The organism is Pseudonocardia sp. CA-107938 (genome assembly GCF_050936315.1).
Classification (GTDB): Bacteria; Actinomycetota; Actinomycetes; order Mycobacteriales; family Pseudonocardiaceae; genus Pseudonocardia.
This window is the reverse complement of sequence record NZ_JBNJNA010000002.1, coordinates 1239900-1259154: the sequence shown is the minus strand read 5'-3', so window position 1 is coordinate 1259154 and position 19255 is coordinate 1239900. Positions and strand designations below refer to the sequence as shown.

Below are 19255 nucleotides of genomic sequence, written 5' to 3'. Positions count from 1 at the left end.
GGTTCCTCCTCGACAGGTCTGCTCCAGCAGCGTCGTCGCGCGCCCGCGGTCGGCCCAGGGTCCGGCGCACCGTCACCGGCGGGACCAATGCCGGCCGCAGCACGGCCTTCGGCCCGCAGCGCCCGGACGGGCCGGGCGGAACGCTGCAACCATGCAGACCGGACAGGCACCGGCCGAGACCGGTGACGTGACCAGGGGCCGTGTCGGATGGATCGCGGTCGTCCTCGAACCCGACGACCCGTGCGAGGCGGCGGTCCGTTGGGCGGTGCTCGAGGCTGCTCGCCGGCACCTGCACGTGCAGGTCGTGCTGCCCGACGACCATCGCCACCACGTGGGATGCCGCAAGTCGTTCGCGAGGGCCGTGTCCGTCGCCCGCCGCACCGCCCCGGAGGTCGTCCTCACCGCGACGGTCATCCCGGGTCCGGTCGACCGCGCCGGGCTGGCGGCGTCGGTCGACGCCCAGCTCGTCGTGCTCCCGGATGCCTCCACGCACATCGCTGCGGCGGTGACGGGCGCGTACTGCCCGGTCGTCGTGGTGCCCGACCTGCCGTCGACGCCGCGGCCGGGTCGGCCGCGGCACTCCGTCGACCCGTACCCCGTGATGGTGGCGGTCGGGCCGACCACCGGGTCGGAGGTGATCGAGTTCGCGTTCGCCGAGGCGGAGTCGCAGGACGCCGGACTGCTCGCCATCCGCACCTGGCACGACCCGCTGATCGACCTCGGCGCCCCGGCGGGACGACAGGCGCTGCGGTGGGACGCTGCGAACGCCGAGATCCGTGCCGACCTCGATCACCAGCTGTCGCTGTGCCGGCTCGCGTTCCCCGACGTGGTCGCGGAGACCCTCGTGGTCGACGACCGCTGCAGCGACCTGCTCGCCGCCGTGGCGCTGCACGCCCGGCTGCTGGTCTTCGGCCGGCCGACCCGCGGCGCGCTGCTGAACAGCGTCGCTGTCTCCCCGGCGCTCGCGCTGTCCCGGCGCCCACCGTGCCCCGTGACCGTCGTGCCGCCGGCCGAGCCCGCCTGGCCCGGGTGGCTCCCGTCGCGCCGCGTCGGCGTCGCGGACCTGCGAGGATGAGTCGATGCAGCTCCCGCTCGAGCTCGGCGAGGTCGCCGCACTGACCGCGCTCGGTTAGCCGTGTCGGTCGCGGGGCTGCTGTGGGCGGCTCTCGCGGCTGTCCTCAACACGGTCGCCGGGCTGTTGCAGTCCGATGCGACCAGGTTCGTCACCCGCCGCCGCCCGCTCGCCCGCCAGCCGCGTTATCTCGCGGGGCTGGCCGTCGACGGCCTCGGATGGCTGAGCACGGTCGCCGCGCTTCAGCGGCTGCCGGTGGTGCTCGTCCAGTCCGTGCTCGGCTGCGCCATCGTGCTGACCGTCTACGCGAGCCGGGTCCGGTACGGGACCGTGCTGCGCCGGCAGGACCATGCCGCGGCGCTCGCCTGCGCGGTGGGGCTGGCGCTGGTCGCGGCCGGCACGAGCAGCGACACCCAGGTCGGGATCTCCGGTTGGACCGTGCTGGCCATGGTGGCCGCCGCCGTGCTGCTCGTCACCGGGGTCGTCGCGGTGTGGGACGGCGGGCGGGGCTGGCCGCTCGGGGTGCTCGCCGGTCTCGCGTTCGGCGGTTCGGCGCTGGCCGTGCGCGCCGGCCACCTCGACGTCCGGGGCGTCGTGCCCGGCGCGGTGACCATCGCGCTGGTCGCGGCGTTCTGGCTGACCGGGCTGGCGGCGCACGCCCGTGCCCTGGAACTGACCGGCGTGGCCCGCCTGACCGCGATCGTGCTGGTCACCGAGACGGTGCTGCCCGGCCTCGCGGGCATCCTCCTCCTCGGCGACGCCGTCCGTCCCGGATGGGTCTGGCCGCTCGCCTGCGGACTGGCGCTGGCGATGGCCGGCATGCTCGTCCTGACCGGGTCGCCGGCACTCCGACCGCCACCGACGACGGCACTGCGCGGCCTCCGACGACCCCACCCATCGGCCATCGACCAGGGGACCGAGGACCCGATCGGGCAGCGCCCCTCGACCCTGCCCGGACGGGAGCCGGGTTCCTAGCGTTGGGTCATGAGCATCGCCGCCGACCGGGCACCGGACCAGTTCCCCGTCCCCGATCCCGCCAAGCTGCTGCGCGTCGGAAGCATGATCAAGCAGATGCTGGAGGAGATCCGCGCAACACCGCCGGACACCGCCGGCCGCGAACGGTTGGTCACCGCCCACGCTCTCGCCGTGGCGGAGGTCGAGGCGGTGCTGCCGACCGCACTGTGCCGCGAGTTCGACGCGATCGCGCCGCACCTGCGCGACGGCGTCGCCGTGACCGATGCGGAACTGCGCGTCGCCCACGCTCAGCTCGTGGGCTGGCTCGAAGGGGTGTTCCAGGGCGTGCAGTACGCCGCGTCACTGCACGCCGAGGGGCGATGACGAGTGCTCCGACCCGACCGGCGCGCGCCGCGCGGGCCGCGCTGATCGGGCTCGAGCTGATCGCCGGTGTGTCCGCGGTCGGCGGCGGGATCGGTCTGGTCGCCGGCAACGCGATCGGCATGCCGGCCGACTGGCTGGCGGCCACCCCCTTCCCCGACTGGACGATCCCGGGCATCCTGCTGATCATCGTCGTCGCAGTACCCATGCTGATCGCCGCGTACGGGGAGATCCGGCGGACGCCGTGGGCGCACGGTGCATCGGCGGTCGCCGGTGTGCTGCAGATCGGGTGGATCCTCGCCCAGTGGGCCGTCATCGGCCGCTACGACCCGCTGCAGCCCACGATGCTCGTCATCGGGTGCGCGATCGCAGTCCTCAGCCGGTCACAGCAGCGGTCCGGCCGCTGATCACCCGCGCGCGCCGGGGCTCCACGGCGTGGCACCGCAGGCGCTCAGGGCCACCAGGACGTGCGCGGTCAGCGCGGTGTCACCCGAGCCCGTCGTGCACGCAGCACGCAACCTGCCGGAGAGATCCGCGGGCCAGGCGACCAGCGTGATCGCACCGCCGAGCAGGCGCACGGTCAGCAACAGGCGCTGCAGTGCGGACCCGGCGCGCACGTGTTCGGCCGGCACATCGTGGTTGCTCCCGAGCTCCATGAGTCGCGCGCCGTCCGGCAGGGCCGCGATCCGCGCGTCGACATGCGCCAGCTGTGCGCGGCGTCGCGGGTCGAGGGTGCGCAACCACAGGCCCTCCGCTTCCACGGCAGCCCGGGACCGCAACAGCAGTCCCGGCGGTGCCGGGAGGTCCGCAACCGGGGGCAGGAAGCGGTTGACCGGCATGATCATCGACGCCAGTGCCCGCTCCACGGGTGTCGGCCCAGCCTGCGGACCGTGGTACAGGCGGGCGAGCACGGTGGTCCGGCCGGAGCTCGGCAACACCGTGACGACCGGTCGGTGTCCGCCCATCGCGATGCCCAGGCGCATGTTCGTGACGGCGGCGCCGGCAGCGAGCCGGAGCGCGCGTGCCCCGGCATCGGACATCCGGTCGACGGCGGGCCCGTCGGTCAGCAGCTGTACCCCGCCGTCGATCGGTGCGAGACACCACGGCCGTCCGCCCGGGTGCCCGACAGCGGCCAGCGCCAGCCGGCGCAGGTGCTCGAACCCGATCGTCGGGAGATGGTCCCGCGGCGGCGTCACCAGCGGTTCGGCTGTCACATGACGAGTCTCGGCACGCGGAGGTGCTGTGCTCAGGGTCGGAAGTCCTGCGATCGCCGACCGTTGGTCGGCTCGGGACCCGGCGGGGTCGCCGCCGATCCCTGGTCGCGTCCGACTCGGATCCGCAGGTCGACGGCATGCACACGGCCCGCTGACACGACGAGCGGGTTGACCTCGACCTCGACGACCTGCGGGAAGCGGTCGATCAACCAGGAGATCCGCGCTGCGGCGTCGTGGAGCGCCGCGACCACCACGTCGGCGTCGGGGCGTGCGAGCAGTCGTGGGGCGCAGCGCAGGCCGTCCAGGAGATGGTCCAGCTCGGCGGCGGTGGGCGGCACGGCGCAATGGCTACGGTCGTCCACGAGATCCGTGGCGGTCCCGCCGAGACCGACGGTGAGCAGAGATCCGAACACGGGATCGGAGACCGCACCGACCAGCAACTCGGTACCGGCGTCGACCATGGGTTGCACCACGATGCCGCGCAGGCGGGAACCGAACCGCCCACGCAGATCGCGGACGGCGGCGCGGATCGCGGCGCGGCTGTCCAACCCGATGTGGACCCCGCCGCCGGCCGACTTGTGGACGAGGCCCTCGGCGTCGGCCTTGACCGCGACAGGACAACCGAGCTCGCGCCACGCCCGCTCCGCTGCCTGCGCCGAGTCCACGATCGTCGTCCGGGTCAGGGGCAGGCCGGCCGCGCGGCCGACGGCGAGCGCCGCTGCCGCGGACAACCACCCGTCGTCGGTCCGCCCCGCTGCCGCCAGCAGCGTGTCCTCGACGACGTCGGTACGGACGTCGGGCGGCGGGGTGAGTGTCCGGTGCCGATCGGCCCGCAGCCAGCGCGCGCGACGCGCGACCGTGGCCAGCGCGCGTGCGGCGGCGGCAGCCTCGGCGAACTCCGGGACGGCGGTGTCCGCGAGCTCCCGGCGGGCAACGCCGATACCGACCGACGGCCGGACGACGACCAGCGGCTTCTCCTTCCCGACGGCCCGGGGCGTGAAGCCGGCCAGCGGATCACCCTCCGCGGTCGCCACGGCCAGCACGATGACCGCATCGACGGACGGCGACGTCAGCAGCACGTCGACCGCGTCCGCGAAGGCGGTCGGCGGGACGGTCGCGGTCGCGTCGACCGGGTTCGCCACGGCGGCTCCCGCGGGCAGGCAGGTCGTCAGGGCGCGCTGCACGGTCTGCGGCAGGGCGCACACGTCGAGGCCGGCGTGCGCGCAGGCGTCGGCGGCCAACACGCCGAGGCCGCCGGCGTTGCTGACGACCGCGACGCGGCGGCCGGCGACCGGCGGTTGCCAGATCAGGAGTGCGAGCAGCCCGGGTACGTCGTCGAGGTCGTCCACGGCGAGGACTCCGCATCGCGCGAAGAGCGCCTCCTGGTGGGCGCGCGGGGTGGCAGAGGCTGCAGTGTGGGACGCGGCGGCGCGCACGGCGGCAGCGGAGCTGCCCGAACGCACAGCCACGATCGGCTTGGCGGTGGCGAGCCTGCTCAGGTGCCGGGCGAGGTCGTGCACGCGCGGCATCGACTCGAGGTAGAGCACCGCCGCGGCGGTTCGTTCGTCCGCACCCCACCAGGCAGCGAGATCGGCCGCGCCGACGTCGACGGCGTCGCCGAGCGAGACCGAGCTCGACACGCCCAGCCCGAGCCGGTTGAGGGCCTCGGTCACCGCGATGGCGACCCCGCCGGACTGCACGGCGAGCCCGACGCAGCCCGGTGCGGCGGGTGCGCCGAAGGTCGCCTGCAGGCGGACATCGGGTTCGGTGTTGACGAGCCCGAGGCAGTTCGGGCCGACGATCCGCATGCCGTGCCGGTCCGCGATCCGCTGCAGCTCGGCGACAGAGGTCGCCGAGAGCCCCGACGTGATCACGAGCAGGGCCCTGATCCCGCGCTCACCGCACCGCCGCGCGGTGTCGGGCACCGCATCGGCCGGGACGCACAGCACGGCGAGGTCGATGCCCTCTGGCAGTTCCTCGACCTCGCGCCGCGCCGGGATCCCCGCCACCGCGGCCGAGTGCGGGGCCACGACCTCGACGGTCCCGGTGTAGCCGCCTTCGATGATGCGACGCAGGACGAGCCGGCCGACCGAGGTCGGCCGGTGCCCGGCACCGATCACGGCGACCGACCGCGGTCGCAGCACCGCGCGGAGGCCGGCCACCTCGGCTACGATCGCGCGGTCGAGGACCGCGCCGGCGTAGTGCTCGCCCGCGTCCGTCGTACCGGCCGGCGGGACGCTCAGGGTCACTTCCCGGACGTCGTAGGAGGGGTGGCTGCGCACGGTCAGGCCGAGGTGGTCGAGCACGTCGATCATGCCGTGGTTGATCGTGAGGACGTCGGCCGAGAGCCGGGGGATCCCGGCAGCGCGGGCGGCGCCCACCAGTTCCTGCAACAGCAACGAGCCCACTCCGCGGTGCTGGTGGGCGTGCGCCACGGCGACGGCGAGCTCCGGGTCGCCGTCCCCCGTGTGGCAGAAGTGGGCGACCCCGATGAGCTCGTTCCCCTCGAACGCGCCGACGGACGTCCAACCGGGACCGACGACGCGCTCGGCGAGTTCGTCGTCATGGGCCGTCGACACGCCGAAGAACCGCAGGTAGCGGTCAGTGAGGGGAAGATCGGCGTGCAGCCGGGCGACCGCCGCGCGATCTGCGGGACCGAGCCGGGCGACCGTCACGGTGGCCCCGTCGGACAGGAGTCGGCGCTGGGCGTCGCGGTGCTCTGGCATCGGGTCGGTCGGCATCGGTCGAGTCCACGCCACGCGACGGCGAGTCGGCAGCGGCGACCAACCCTCGACCGGTGGGCGTTTCGACCCCACAGCGGCTGACCTCCGCCCGTATCCGTGTAGCGGTCAGCCGTCGGGACGGCGCTGTTCGTGCCGCGTGCCGGTCGGCGCGCAGGCCCTCTCGGCTGCCGTCGACACCGGCGATGATCCCGGCGGTCCGGGGCATTCGATCGGCCCCGATCAGCAGGTTGCGGACGCGGTGCAGGTGATCGCCCGCCCGATCCGCATGCCGGCGAGGTCGACGACCTCGCCGTCAGGGGTCAGCTCGCCGATCCGTGCACCGTGGGCGTTCCGCACGATGCCGGACTCATCGACGGGTCCGATGCGGATCCCGGTGTCGCTGACCGCGACGCGCTGGTTGTCGTCCATGAGCCCCTCCTCCGTCGTGTCGTTGCCCACGCACCGTGCCCCCGTGACCACCGCATCGGTACGGCCGGAGGTCACCGCCTTCCCGGGACCGCCGGACCCGGCAGATGTCGTGCGGCCCGCGGGACCGGAGTCCGACGGCCCTGCCCGGCCGGTCGCGGACGTCGAACGATCGACGGGTAGTACCCCGAGCGATCGAGAGGATGTGCCCGTGCGCGCGCTGCGTCTGCTGGACTGGAAATCCGAACCAGAACTGGTCGAGGTACCGCGGCCGGTACCCGGGCCCGGCCAGGTCGTCATCCGGATCGGGGCGGCCGGGGTCTGTCACTCCGACCTGCACCTGATGCACGACTTCGCGCCCGGCATCCTGCCGTGGGGACCACCGTTCACCCTCGGGCACGAGAACGCCGGCTGGGTGGCGGAGCTCGGCACGGGCGTGACCGGTGTCGAGGTCGGGCAAGCCGTCGCCGTGCACGGCCCCTGGGGGTGCGGGACGTGCGCGCGCTGCCTGCTCGGGATCGACACCTACTGCGAGAACCCGGCGGCGGCGCCCGTACCTGGCGGCGGTGGTGGCCTGGGACTCGACGGCGGCATGGCCGAGTACATGCTCGTGCCCGATCCCCGCCACTTGGTGCCGCTGCCCGCCACGCTCACACCGACGGAAGCCGCTCCGCTCACCGACGCGGGGCTCACCCCGTACCACGCGATCCGGCGCTCGTGGTCGAAGCTCGCGCCCGGGACGACCGCCGTGGTGATCGGAGTCGGCGGGCTGGGGCACGTCGGTGTGCAGATCCTGAAGGAGACGACCGCGGCCCGCGTGATCGCGGTCGACTCCCGTGCCGACGCGCTGCGGCTGGCGGCCGACGTCGGCGCGGATCTGACGGTGCCCGCCGGTGAGGACGCGGCCTCGACGATCCGGGAGAGCACCGGCGGTCGCGGCGCCGACGTCGTCGTCGACTGCGTGGGCAGCGACGAGACCCTGGCACTGGCCGCATCCGTCGTCCGCACGCTCGGCGACCTGACCATCGTCGGCATCGCCGGCGGCACCCTCCCGGTGTCGTTCTTCGGACTCCCCTACGAGGCCAGCGTCCAGACCACCTACTGGGGCAGCCGATCGGAGCTGGTCGAGGTCCTGGATCTGGGCGCACGCGGGCTGGTACGCGCCGCATCCACCGTCTACGACCTGGAGCACGCCGTCGACGCGTACCACGACCTGCGAGAAGGCCGGCTCGACGGCCGCGCGGTCGTCGTCCCCTGACGGGCCCGACCGACACGCAGACGCCGCGGACCCGGGCTTTCGTCCCGGGCCCGCGGCGCAGCACTCGAAGCCGACCTCACCGCACAATCGCGACGGGGCAGGCTGCCCCATGGACGAGCGCATTGCTGACCGAGTCGAGCAGCATCCCCGCGAGTTCGCCGTGCCCGCGTGAGCCGACCACGACCAGTTGGGCACCGTGCGACCGGTCGAGCAGCACGTGCGCGGCGCGGCCACGGGCCACCAGCCGCTCCACCGCCACGTCGGGGTACTTCTCCGACCAGCCGGCGAGCCGCTCGGCCAGCTGCTGCGCCTCCTCGGTCGCCACCGCGTCCCAGTCGATCAGCGGCGCCAGGTACGGGTCGTTGAGGGCGTCCGACCAGGTGTGCACGGCGACCAGCGGCACCCCGCGGGCCGAAGCCGCTTCGAACGCGAACGCCAGCGCGGGCTCGCTGCGCGGGCTCGCATCGATCCCGACGACCACGGGACCGGACGCCGGCTCCGTGTCGTCGCCGGCGCCGCGCACGACGACCACCGGGCAGGTGGCGTGCGATGCGAGCGCCACCGCGACCGATCCGGCGACCAGCGAGGCGATCCGGCCCCGGCCTCGGTCCCCCACGACCAGCAGCTCGGCTCCCGTGCTGACGTCACGCAGCACCGAGGGGGCGAAGCCCACGATCTCCCGGCGCACCGTGACCACCCCGGGAGCGGTCACCTCCGCGGCCGCCACAGCGGTGTCGAGGGCCGCCTCGGCGAGGCGCCGCAGCACCTCGCCGGTCCGGTCGCGACCGACCGCAGGGACACCCGGCAGCCGGTCGTCGGACCAGAGGATCGCTGCCACCAGGTGCAGGTCCGCCGACCGGTGCTTCGCCTCGCGCGCGGCCCATCGCACTGCCCTGAGCGCATCTTGGCTGCCGTCGACACCGACGACGACCTTCCTGCGTACTTCCTCGGCAACCATCGCTGTTCCTCCTCCGTCGTCCGTCACGGAAACGGTGGCCGGACCAGGCACGCCCCGGTTAGCGGCGCTCGGCCCGCACGCTCGGGCACAAGGGCCCGATTCGCCCGTCCCGGCGCGGCACCTGGAGCAGCAGTCGAGCAGCGTGGTGTCCGACCTTGACCACGAATGCGGTCATCGGCTGGACGACGGAGTGATTCCGGCTCGCGGTCGAGCCGCTGTGCAGCGGCGGCCGCCACGTCGACGACGAGGTGCTGGCGGCCCACAGCTCCCCCGGCCCACAGCGAGAACGTCGACTCCTTCGGCGCGATCGAGGTCGACATCGACGCCGTACCCGGCCAGCTCGGATCGCGGCCAGTGGCGCGCACACGGCGGGCGTTGTCGACGGCCTGCTGGGGACGACCCGCACTTGCCCCAGCCCTCCGCCGAACACCAGTCTCGGTGGATCAGGGCCCGACCGGTCTTGTCGGTGTGGTGATCGCGGCCTCGCTCGAGCCACGCCCATCGCGCTGTCCGCCGACTTCGACGGTGGGTTCGATGGCGGCTGCCGGCGGGGCGGGGAGTGACGCGGGGTGGTGCCGGCGGAGGCGGTTGGCGTTGCCGACGACCGACAGCGAGCTCAGGGCCATTGCGGCGGCGGCGAGGATGGGGCTGAGGCGCAGGCCGAGCAGGGGGTAGAGGGCGCCGGCGGCGATGGGGACGCCGATGGTGTTGTAGAAGAGGGCGAAGAACAGGTTCTGGCGGATGTTGCGCATGGTGGCGCGGGACAGCTGGATGGCGGTGGCGACGCCGGCCAGTGAGCCGGAGATCAGGGTGATGTCGGCGGCTTCGATGGCGACGTCGGTGCCGGTGCCGATGGCCAGGCCGATGTCGGCCTGGGCGAGCGCGGGTGCGTCGTTGATGCCGTCGCCGACCATGCCGACCCGGCGGCCTTCGGCTTGCAGGCGGCGGATCTCGTCGGCCTTGTGCTCGGGGAGCACCTCGGCGAGCACCCGGTGGATGCCGACCTCGCGGGCGATGGCGGCGGCGGTGCGCGCGTTGTCGCCGGTGATCATGACGACGTCCAGGCCTAGCCGGTGCAGCGCGGCGATTGCGGAGACGGAGTCGTCCTTGATCGTGTCTGCGACGGCGAGCGCGCCTGCTGGTGATCCGTCCACAGCGGCCAGGATGGGTGTCTTGCCCTGGGCGGCGAACTCGGCGGCGATGGGGTCGAGCGTGCTGGTGTCGATGCCGGCGTCGGTGAGCAGCCGTCGGGTGCCGACGAGCACGGCGTGGCCGTCGATGGTGGCCTGGACACCCTTGCCGGTGATCGAGTCGAACCCGGTCGCGGTAGCGGTGGCGATGTCGCGGGAGCGGGCGCCGGCGAGGATCGCGGCGGCGAGCGGGTGTTCGCTGTCGGCCTCTGCCGCCGCGACGAGCCTGAGCAGGTCCTGCTCGCCCAGGGCCGCGGTGGCGCGGACGTCGGTGAGCGCAGGTCTTCCGGCGGTGATCGTGCCGGTCTTGTCCAGCACGATGGTGTCGAGCCGGTGCGCGGTTTCCAGGGCTTCGGCGGAGCGGATGAGGACGCCGGCCTGGGCGCCCTTGCCGGTCCCCACCATGATCGACAGGGGCGTCGCCAGACCGAGGGCACAGGGGCAGGCGATGATCAGCACGGCCACGGCGGAGACCAGTGCGAGAGTGAGCGCGGGCGACGGACCGGCGATGTACCAGACGGCGAACGCGGCGACGGCGATCGCGATGACGGCGGGCACGAAGTAGGCCGACGCGGCGTCGGCCATCCGCTGGATGGGGGCCCTGGACGCCTGGGCCTGCTGCACCATGCGGATGATCTGCGCGAGCATGGTGTCCGCGCCCACCTTGGCCGCCCGCACCCGCAGCGAGCCGGTGGTGTTGATGGTGGCGCCGATGACGGTGTCCCCGACGTGTTTGGTGACCGGCATCGGCTCGCCGGTGACCATCGACTCGTCGACCGCCGACGAGCCACCGAGCACGGTGGCGTCGACCGGGATCTTCTCGCCGGGGCGGATGACCACCTCGTCGCCGACGGTGACCTCGTCGATGGCGATCTCGGTTTCGGTGCCGTCGCGCACGACCCGAGCGGTGCGGGCCTGCAGGCCGAGCAGGGCGCGGATGGCCTCGCCCGTTCCGGCCTTGGCGCGGGCCTCGAGCAGCCGGCCGAGCAGGATCAGGGTGAGGATCACGCCGACGGCTTCGAAGTACACCTCGCGGAGGTCCTCGGGCAGCAGGCCGGGGGCCACGGTGGCGACCAGGCTGTAGCCGTAGGCGGCGAGCGTGCCGAGGGTGATGAGGCTGTTCATGTCCGCCGAGCGGTGCGCGAGGGTCAGCCAGCCGGTGCGGTGGATGGGCCAGCCGGTGTAGAGCATCACCGGGGTGATCAGGCCGAGTTGCACCCAGTGGTCGAGAAGCACCTCGGGCACCCAGTCGGCGCCGAACAGCTCGTGCGCCATCACGGCGATCAGCACCGGCAGGGTCAGGACCGTGCCCACGAGCACCCGGCGGGTGAGATCGAGGATCTCGGTGCGCCGCTCCTGGGCCTGGGCGGCTTCTTCCTCGGCGGCGGTGCGGGAACCCGACTCCGGTGTCGAGCTCTCGCCCCGCGTCGCCGTCGCGGGTGTCTGCGGCGTCGTGGCTCGGGGTTCGTCGGCGGGGTCGACGACGAGGGATCCGTGGATCATGTTCATGCCGCAGGCGAACCCGAACGTGCCGGTCCGGGCCGGGTCGACCCGGACGGTGGTGCGCGAGAACGCCGGGAGCGCGGCGTTGACGCCGAGGTCGGGGAAGACCACGTGCGAGCTGCAGTCGCCCGCTTCCTGGCGGTCGAAGACCAGTTCGAGCGGCACGTTCTGGCGGACCCTGATGATGTCGGGCTGGTAGCCGCCGCGCACGGTCACCTCGACCCGCTGCACGCCGTCGGCCAGCTGGGCCTCGTGGGCCCGACGGGGCCCGAAGAAGTACCAGGCCAGTCCAGCGATGACGGCGACCGCGGCCACCAGCACAACGATGTCGGCCGTGCTCATGGCGGAGCCCCCTTCACCGGGTTGCCGAGATTCGGCTCCGAGCCTGCTCGTCGGACACCGGCCGGGAGTAGAGACCAAGGCCCATCCGAGGAGGGCACTTCGGTGTTGTGTCCGGTGACGTGCTGCCCTCACCGTCGAGGCGCCGGCGTCAGAGGCTGATCGAGACCTCGGGAAGGAGGCAACCATGAAGCCTCGGCATCTGCCCTTGTACGCGATCGCGCTGGCGATCCTCATCGTGGGCCTGGCGGTTGTCGGTGTGCCGATGCAAACGATCCTGTTCGGCCTGCTCGTGCTGGCCTGCCCGCTGATGATGATGTTCATGATGGGCGGCCACGGGGGCAGCCCCGGCGGCTCCGACCGGCATACTGATCGCCCCGATCAGCAGCACGGCCCTGGGGTGGACCGCGGTTGATGCCGCACTGCCGAACCCATGCCCGGGAACGCGACTCGTCAACCGAGCCGAAGCTCGGAACGGCGTCGGCCCGATGGTGTGTGGTTGCCGTCTGCAGCGCGGCGCAGATGCTGGCGCAGTGTTAGCCGACCTGCTCCGGGCCTGCCATGGGTGCGGTCGGGGGCCCGGCCGGCCGGGCCGCCGCCGTGGTGATCAGTGGTGCCTTGCCCAGCGCGGTGCGCGGGATCGCGGAGACGTGCTGGATCCGGATCTCCGGCGCGGTCACGCCGTGCTCGGCCAGCGCCGTGCGCAGGGCGGCCGCGAGGCGGAGTGGATCCACCCGGCGAGGGTGGGCGAGCAGGACGTCGAGGCCGTCGGGCCGTTGGACGATCTGCCAGCCCGCGGCGCTGACCCGGTCCATGACGTGGTGGAAGACCACGGGTTGCACGACGCGGGTGGGTCCGGCGCCGGTCGGGAAGCGCAACGCCTCCTGCTCGCGGCCCTGGATCCCGGTGAGCAGCGCATACGGCCGGCCGCACGGGCAGTCGTGGTGGCGGGCGAGCTGGACGCTGTCGGTCATCTCGTAGCGGATCAGCGGCAGGGTGCGTGAGAACAGCACGGTGACCAGCACCTTCGCGCCCCACTCGCCCGGCGGTACCGGCTGGTTGTCCTCGTCGACGACCTCGGTGATCACCAGATCCTCGAACAGGTGCAGGCCAGGGTGATGGCCGCACTCCGCGGCGATCCCCGACGTCTCGGTCGCGCCGTAGACGTTGCGCGGGGCTGTCGCCCAGGCGGCTGTGGCGAGTTGGCGGGTGGAATCGGTCAGCACCTCCGAGGCGCTGAACACGAACCGCGGAGCGATTCTCAACCGGCCGGCGAGCTGCTCCTCGGCGAGCAGGCGCAGCATCGACGCATAACCGATGAGCATGTCGGGCTGCCACTCGGTGAGTCGTGTGACGATGCTGGCGAGGTCGTCGCCGGCGTCGAGGCGCAGCGTCGGCACCCAGCGGCTGTGGATCGAGGCGCCGACTCGTGCCGATTGGTGGGTCGGGTTGGTGGAGCTGACGACGGCTGTCCTGACCTGGTGGGTCAGCCCAGCCGTGGAGCCCGCCCAGTCGAACGCCCGGTTGTAGGAGGCGACGACGTGACGCCATTCGGCGAAGTTCCACACGAACACCCCTCGGCGCCCGGTCGTACCCGCGGTAGCGGCGACGTAGTAGCGGCCGCGGTACAGGTCCTCGCCGTGCAGCCCGGCCAGGTATCGCTCGACGCCCGCGAGTTGTACGTCGGGTGCGGTGACGAGCTCGTCGAAGCGCTCCATCAGAAGTGACTTGGTCAACACCGGCAGCTCGGAAAGCGGCCGTCCGTGCAGACCGGCATGGAAGCCCCGGTAGAACGCGGAGCGGGAGTAGGCGTGGCTTCGCAGGTCGGCGAGCGCGCGCGTCTGGTGGTCGAGCAACTGCGCACGGCTCCAGGAGTCACGTCGACGCAGCCGATGGCGACTGGCCAAGACACCGAGCACGAGCGCGGTCGTCCTGGCCCGCGCGGTGAACCTCCGATCAGACATGGCGCTCCTCGCCCCGGGGTTCGGTCCGCACGGTGTGAGGTCCAGGTCTGCGGGCCTGCTCATGCTTGAGGGCACGCCAGCAGACCAGGTAGGGCCAGACGGCGACCCGCGGCAGGACCTTCGTCAGCGGTGGACCACGCCGCGTCGGATCGGCGGCCTCCGTCCGATCCCGGGGAAGGGGTCGCCGTGAACGTCGTGCGTCCGGTCGGGCGCGTGCGGTGTCGGGTTCGGTGGTCGGTCCGGGGCAGGCACGCCGTCGCTCGAGCACGAGCGCGGGCACCGCGCCGAGAACTCTGATCCGAAGCTGATCAACCATCGACGGTGATCGTGGCCATCATCCCGCTGTCCTCGTGATCGAAGTTGTGACAGTGGTAGACGCTGCGCCCGGAGTGGGTGGTGAACGGGATGCGCAGGCGGACCCACCCGCCGGCGGGGACGAGGACGACGTCCTGGGGTACGCCGGTCGGTGGGGTTGCGTCACTGCTGGCCAGCACTGTGAAGGGCCACACGTGCAGGTGGAACGGGTGCGCGAGCGGGCCGGCGTTGCTGATCGTCCACTCCTCGATGGCGCCTGCGGCGACGACCTGGTCCACCCGGTCCGCCGCGAACGGGCGACCGTCGATGACGAAGCTCATCCCGCCCATGCCCATGCCCATCTGCATGGCGACGTCGCGCCATCGTGCCGTCGGTCCGGCGAGCGGCACCTCGGCGGGCAGGCTGGTCGGCAGCGGCGGCGCCGACACGGGCACCCCGTCGACGACCAGGGTGGCGAGGATGACCGGGCCGGTGGTCGGTGCATCGGCACCGCCCATCATCCCGCCCATCCCGCCCATCCCGCCCCGGTCCACCGGGTCGGCGAGGAGCCGGTAGCGGCCGGCGGCGGTCGGTTGCACGATGGCGTCAGCGCGGTTGCCGGGGGCGAGCAGAACTGCCGGACCGGCGAGCGGCGCGGGCAGGTAGGTGCCGTCCGCGCGGCGATCCGGGTGAGGCCGTGGCCCTCCAGACGCACCGCCATGACGCGGGAGACACAGGCGTTGATGATCCGCCAGCGCAGGGACGCTCCCGGCACGGCCGCGATGGCCGGTTGGTGCTGGCCGTTGACCAGCACGAGTGCGCCCTCCCGACCCATCATGCGCTCGCCGGCGGTCGCCGCGACGATGTGGCCGGCGCTGTCGAGCGTGGTGTCGGTGACGAGCAGTACCTGCTCGGCGGTGACAGGTAGGTCCTGGTCCACGTCGACGAGCAGCGCGCCGGCCAGGCCGGCGAAGAGCTGGTCAGCGACGTTGCCGTGGTGGTGGGGGTGGTACCAGTGCGTCCCCGCGGGGTGGTCGGGCGGGATGCGGTAGAGGTAGTCGAACGAGTCGCCGGGATCAACGCGGACGAAGGGGTTGTCGCTGTTGGCCTGCGGGGAGACCCGCAGGCCGTGGGTGTGCAGGTTGGTGGGTCGGTCGAGGCGGTTGACCAGGCGCACCGCGAGCTCGTCACCGGGCCGCACCCGCAACGTCGGCCCGGGTGAGGTCCCGTTGAAGCCGAACCCTGCGGTGTCACGGCCGGCCAGCCGTACCCCGGTGGCCGCCACCAGCTCGACCTGCAGCCGTCCATGCTCACTGGTCAGCTCGACCGGCTGCAGCAGGTCCGCACCGGTGACCGACGGACGTGACGCCTCCGCGGGATCGGTGCCGGCGGAGGTGTTCATCCAGCCGACCGCCCCGGTCGCCAGGCCGACCACCCCGAGACCGCCGAGCACGATGGCTCGGCGACGGCTGATCAGACGACCGCTCATCGCCGCTCGGCGCTCACGTGCCGGTCGCCCACGTCGGCGACCCCGCTGTGGAAACAACGCTCAGCGATCGGGATCGAGCTACGAGTCGTGCAGGAACACGGGCCGGGGCAGATGGCGACGGTCACACACCGCCTCAGGACGCGGCCGGCCACGACCGGGACCGACCCTGTCCTGGCCGTTACGTTCCCCATGAACGTGCTCCTGTCGGCCGCGTCCGGCGTCGCCCGAGGCCGGTTCGGCGGGCGGCGATTGAGGTGTTGGGACCGTCTGTGCGGGCCGGAGGACCTGGCTGCGGCACGAACCACCCGAACGTGGGTGGTGAGGTCGACCGGTGTCGAGCGTTGCACGGCCGAGGATTTCGACCCGGACCTGTTCGAGGTGATCGTGGCGGCCGCCGCAGACCCGGACGCCGGGGACGCCCGCCGAATGCTGCGATGCTCGCCGATGCGGTCACCCGGCCGGGCGTGCCCGCGGTCCAGATCGCCGTGGTGGCGGCCACGTGGCGGACGGGTCCAGACCTCACCGGGTGGTCGTGGACCTTCGCCGGGCTGCGGCGAATCGCGAAAGTGCGGGCGCGACCGCGATCCCGAGGGGTACGAGCACCCAGATCCGCCCGGCCGCGACGTCGTAGTCGGCGAGCATCGTCGACCAGGACAGCCGCTCCACCAGCCGTCCCCACCCGAACTCGAACGTCAACGTCAGCACGACCCAGGCCATCCCGGTGAGCCAGGCCTGGCGCGCCGTCGGGATGGGCCACCGGCCCTGCATCCACCACACGTACGCGGCGAGCGCAGCGAGCAGCACCACGGTGGCGATCGCGCGCGCGAGCGACTCACCCAGCACGGGTTGCACGACGACGGCACGCAGCGTGCCGTTGACCAGGGCGAGCAGCAGCATGCCCAGCCATCCGGCTGTCCAGATCCACCAGGTCGCCGTGACCGAACGGGCCATGCTGGTCATCGGCTCTCGCTGGGGGTCTCGGCGACCTCGACGGCACGTACGCCGGGCAGCTGCTGCACGAGGACTGCGACGGCGTGCCGTTCAGCGGCCGGGACACCGCGGACGCGCACGGCACCCTCCGACACGGTCGTGGCGCAGCGGTCGTGCCCGATGTAGGTGTCCAGGAGCCGGCGAACGGCGTCGGCGATGCGGGAGTCGACGACGTCGTCGGCGCGCAGCACGTCGGCCCGCGTGACGATCCCGACCAGGCGCTGGCCGTCGACGACCGGTAGCGACCGGTGACCGGTGCGGCGCATCGTGGCCACGGCGTCCGCGACGTCGGCCCACGGCGGGACGGTGACCGGGTCCGGGGTCGCGACCTCGGCGACACGGCTCGGCGCCGCGAGGGCCATCTCAGCCGCGAGGCGCGGCGACCGGGCGTCGTGGCGACGCAGCGCCGCCAGGTCGGTCTCCGAGACGACCCCGATCAAGTACCCGTCGGGGTCGAGGACGGGCAGTGCGGTGAACCCGTGCCGCACCAGGAGGTGCGCGGCCTCGGGAATGGCGGTGGACGGACCGACGGTGACGACGGCCGTGGTCATGACATCGCGGACGAGCACGGTCTCCTCCTTCTCCGGGCTCAGGCCGACGCCGCAGGGGCCGGCGTCGTCGTCGCTGAGAGCCGGGCGAATCGGTCCGGGGCTCCGCCTGGGTGCTCGATGATGTGCTCCACGAGGTCGCGGACGGTGACCACGCCGACGAGTCGTTCGTCGTCGAGGACGGGCACGAGTGGGGTGCCGCCGTCGAGCAGTGCCTGGATGGTCGGTGACGGGTTGTCGTCGGGGGCGGCGGTGAACGGGGCCGGGGTCATGAGATCGGCGACGAGCAGCACGCGATCCTGGTCGGCCTCGGTGAACAAGCCGCGCATCAGCTCGGTCTCGTCGACGACGCCGCACAGCCGGCCCTCGGCCGTCACCACCGGCACGGCCACGGTCTGGTGTTGGAGCAGCAGCGTCGCCGCGGCGGTGGCGGGGTGTCGCGGGCGCGTGGTCACCGGGTGCGCGCGCATGAGGTCGCGGACCAGCACGGGGGTCTCCTCGTCGTTCATCTCAGCTCCTTCCGCCAGTGCGGCTCGACCGCCGCCCACTCGTCCGCCCACCGCCGGCAGTTCACCGCCAGCACGACATGGCGCATCAGCACCCACGCGAACACCAGGGCCGCGGCGGCGGCCACGGCGGCACCGAGCCCGGCGAGCAACCCGCACAGCACCGCATCGGAGGCGGTGAGCGGGGAATGGGTCGGTCGACCGTCGCGGTCGAGCCAGACGGTCACGGCCGCGCCCGCCTGCAGACCTGCCTCCACTGCTGCCTCGCCCTGCTGCGGCGTGCCGTCGGACCCGGTCCACCGCACGCTCGCGGTCACCCGCGGTCGGGCGGTGACGCTCGACGGGTTGACCACCGCCGTGGTGTCCTCGACCAGTTCGGCGGTCACCGGCCTCGACGTGGCGGTGTCGCGTCGTGCCTGGTCGCCGACCTGGCCGTGCACGGTCAACCCGATCACCAGCGCGACGAACACCGCGACCCCACCGAGGATCGCGAGGACGGTCCCGACGAGCGCCTCCACCGCGTCGATGGGCCGGCGCAGCGGGTTGCGATCAGCCACCACGACCACCAGTTCCGACCGTGGTCGCCGGCCTCGGTGCCGCGACCGGGGCGATGACCACCGGGCACCCGGCCGCGCGGACGAGGGCGCGCCCGGCCGAGTCGACCAGGTACGCGCCCAGGCGGCCGTGGCGGTGCGACCCGATGACGACCAGCTGCGCGCGGCGTGACAGCTCCACGAGCGCACCGGCGGCGAAGCCGGCACAGCTGATCCGCTGCACCACCACGGCCGGGTAGGTCGCGGCCGTGCGGGCGAGGTGCTCGTCGAGCACCATTTGCTCCTCGGCCGCGACACGCGCCCAACCGGTCTGGTCCTCGACCTCGCCGTCGGTGATGCGGTCCCACCAGGTGTGCACCGCCACGACTGCAACCCCGCGGCCGGCCGCGAACGCGAACGCGAGGTCGACCGCAGCCGTGCTCGCCGCGGTCCCGTCGACACCGACGACGACCGGACGGGTCGGGTCCAGCCCACCGCAGGCGGGCGGGAGCACCACGACCGGGCAACGCGCGGCCCACCGGGCCGGACCGGCGCTCAGCGACCAGACCCGGCCCCACCACCGGCCGCTCACGACGAGCAGGTCAGCAGCGGCGGATTCCGCGACGAGCAGGGACCGGCCATGGGTCCCAGCATCAGTCCCGGACAGCTCGACCGGGATCCGCGGCGCAACCGCGGCGGCGGCCCGCACAGCCGCAGCCAGCACGGCAGCGGTCCGCGACCGGCCGAGCAGCCGGGCGAGCAGCCGGCCGAGCAGCGCACGATGAGCCGGCACCAGCCGCACCACACCACCGCAGATGGCGGCCTCGCGGGCCGCCCACCGCACGGTATCGAGGACACCCCGGCTGTGGTCGACGACCACCAGGATCGTGGGGTGCGCCGGGTCGCCGGCCAT

At 73.1% G+C, this 19255-nt stretch carries 19 protein-coding genes; 6 read left to right on the top strand and 13 right to left on the bottom strand.

The window, feature by feature from the left end:
• The first annotated feature begins 151 nt into the window (after positions 1-151).
• From ACQEVB_RS38950 to ACQEVB_RS38935, 4 genes are read left to right on the top strand one after another with little or no spacing between them, the layout of a single operon-like run.
• The gene (locus ACQEVB_RS38950; RefSeq protein ID WP_432984326.1) at positions 152-1075 is read left to right on the top strand and encodes a universal stress protein; all 924 of its coding nucleotides are present in this window, start codon (positions 152-154) and stop codon (positions 1073-1075) included.
• Between the two features lie 60 nt (positions 1076-1135).
• A complete protein-coding gene (locus ACQEVB_RS38945; RefSeq protein WP_432984323.1) occupies positions 1136-2047 on the top strand; it encodes a hypothetical protein in 912 nt (303 codons plus the stop codon).
• A 9-nt stretch (positions 2048-2056) separates the two neighbouring features.
• On the top strand, positions 2057-2410 hold the full coding sequence (locus ACQEVB_RS38940; RefSeq protein ID WP_432984320.1) for a proteasome activator: 354 nt from the start codon (positions 2057-2059) through the stop codon (positions 2408-2410).
• Positions 2407-2814 carry a hypothetical protein gene (locus tag ACQEVB_RS38935; protein WP_432984317.1) on the top strand — a complete coding sequence of 136 codons (408 nt, stop codon included), beginning with the start codon at positions 2407-2409 and terminating at the stop codon, positions 2812-2814. Before ACQEVB_RS38940 ends, ACQEVB_RS38935 begins: the two co-directional genes overlap by 4 nt.
• Here the strand turns inward: ACQEVB_RS38935 and ACQEVB_RS38930 are convergent, their stop codons facing one another.
• The 3 genes from ACQEVB_RS38930 to ACQEVB_RS38920 all read right to left on the bottom strand — a co-directional run bounded on the left by ACQEVB_RS38930 (position 2815) and on the right by ACQEVB_RS38920 (position 6773).
• Positions 2815-3621, bottom strand: coding sequence for a hypothetical protein (locus ACQEVB_RS38930; protein ID WP_432984314.1), 807 nt, complete (start codon positions 3619-3621; stop codon positions 2815-2817).
• Between the two features lie 32 nt (positions 3622-3653).
• Complete coding sequence (locus ACQEVB_RS38925; protein ID WP_432984311.1) at positions 3654-6362, bottom strand: GNAT family N-acetyltransferase; 2709 nt, start codon at positions 6360-6362, stop codon at positions 3654-3656.
• A gap of 222 nt (positions 6363-6584) precedes the next feature.
• A complete protein-coding gene (locus tag ACQEVB_RS38920; RefSeq protein ID WP_432984308.1) occupies positions 6585-6773 on the bottom strand; it encodes a hypothetical protein in 189 nt (62 codons plus the stop codon).
• 208 nt (positions 6774-6981) lie between these two features.
• On the opposite strand from ACQEVB_RS38920, the gene ACQEVB_RS38915 reads away from it, so the two are divergent.
• Entirely contained in the window at positions 6982-8028 is a 1047-nt protein-coding gene (locus tag ACQEVB_RS38915) for an NAD(P)-dependent alcohol dehydrogenase (RefSeq protein WP_432984305.1), read from the top strand.
• Between the two features lie 76 nt (positions 8029-8104).
• On the opposite strand, the gene ACQEVB_RS38910 is transcribed toward ACQEVB_RS38915, so the two are convergent.
• Complete coding sequence (locus ACQEVB_RS38910; protein ID WP_432984302.1) at positions 8105-8986, bottom strand: universal stress protein; 882 nt, start codon at positions 8984-8986, stop codon at positions 8105-8107.
• A 443-nt stretch (positions 8987-9429) separates the two neighbouring features.
• Entirely contained in the window at positions 9430-12342 is a 2913-nt protein-coding gene (locus ACQEVB_RS38905; protein ID WP_432984299.1) for a heavy metal translocating P-type ATPase, read from the bottom strand.
• On the opposite strand from ACQEVB_RS38905, the gene ACQEVB_RS38900 reads away from it, so the two are divergent.
• Positions 12284-12433 (top strand): DUF2933 domain-containing protein, encoded by a 150-nt coding sequence (locus ACQEVB_RS38900; protein ID WP_432984296.1) that lies wholly within the window; start codon positions 12284-12286, stop codon positions 12431-12433. The two genes, ACQEVB_RS38905 and ACQEVB_RS38900, sit on opposite strands and share 59 nt — an antisense overlap.
• Before the next feature lie 121 nt (positions 12434-12554).
• Here ACQEVB_RS38900 and ACQEVB_RS38895 read toward each other — a convergent pair whose 3' ends face one another.
• From ACQEVB_RS38895 to ACQEVB_RS38860, 8 genes are all read right to left on the bottom strand, one after another.
• A complete protein-coding gene (locus tag ACQEVB_RS38895) occupies positions 12555-13982 on the bottom strand; it encodes a phenylacetate--CoA ligase family protein (protein WP_432984292.1) in 1428 nt (475 codons plus the stop codon).
• 308 nt (positions 13983-14290) lie between these two features.
• A complete protein-coding gene (locus tag ACQEVB_RS38890) occupies positions 14291-14875 on the bottom strand; it encodes a multicopper oxidase domain-containing protein (protein WP_432984289.1) in 585 nt (194 codons plus the stop codon).
• A complete protein-coding gene (locus tag ACQEVB_RS38885) occupies positions 14794-15765 on the bottom strand; it encodes a multicopper oxidase family protein (protein ID WP_432984286.1) in 972 nt (323 codons plus the stop codon). Before ACQEVB_RS38885 ends, ACQEVB_RS38890 begins: the two co-directional genes overlap by 82 nt.
• A 519-nt stretch (positions 15766-16284) precedes the next feature.
• Positions 16285-16725: a hypothetical protein gene (locus ACQEVB_RS38880; protein WP_432984283.1), complete on the bottom strand. Its 441-nt coding sequence runs from the start codon at positions 16723-16725 to the stop codon at positions 16285-16287.
• Entirely contained in the window at positions 16722-17324 is a 603-nt protein-coding gene (locus ACQEVB_RS38875; protein WP_432984280.1) for a CBS domain-containing protein, read from the bottom strand. Before ACQEVB_RS38875 ends, ACQEVB_RS38880 begins: the two co-directional genes overlap by 4 nt.
• 20 nt (positions 17325-17344) lie before the next feature.
• Complete coding sequence (locus ACQEVB_RS38870) at positions 17345-17812, bottom strand: CBS domain-containing protein (protein ID WP_432984277.1); 468 nt, start codon at positions 17810-17812, stop codon at positions 17345-17347.
• Positions 17809-18366, bottom strand: a complete 558-nt coding sequence (locus ACQEVB_RS38865) for an Rv1733c family protein (protein ID WP_432984274.1) — start codon at positions 18364-18366, stop codon at positions 17809-17811. The genes ACQEVB_RS38870 and ACQEVB_RS38865 overlap by 4 nt, the downstream gene beginning before the upstream one ends.
• Positions 18359-19255 carry a universal stress protein gene (locus tag ACQEVB_RS38860; RefSeq protein WP_432984271.1) on the bottom strand — a complete coding sequence of 299 codons (897 nt, stop codon included), beginning with the start codon at positions 19253-19255 and terminating at the stop codon, positions 18359-18361. Before ACQEVB_RS38860 ends, ACQEVB_RS38865 begins: the two co-directional genes overlap by 8 nt.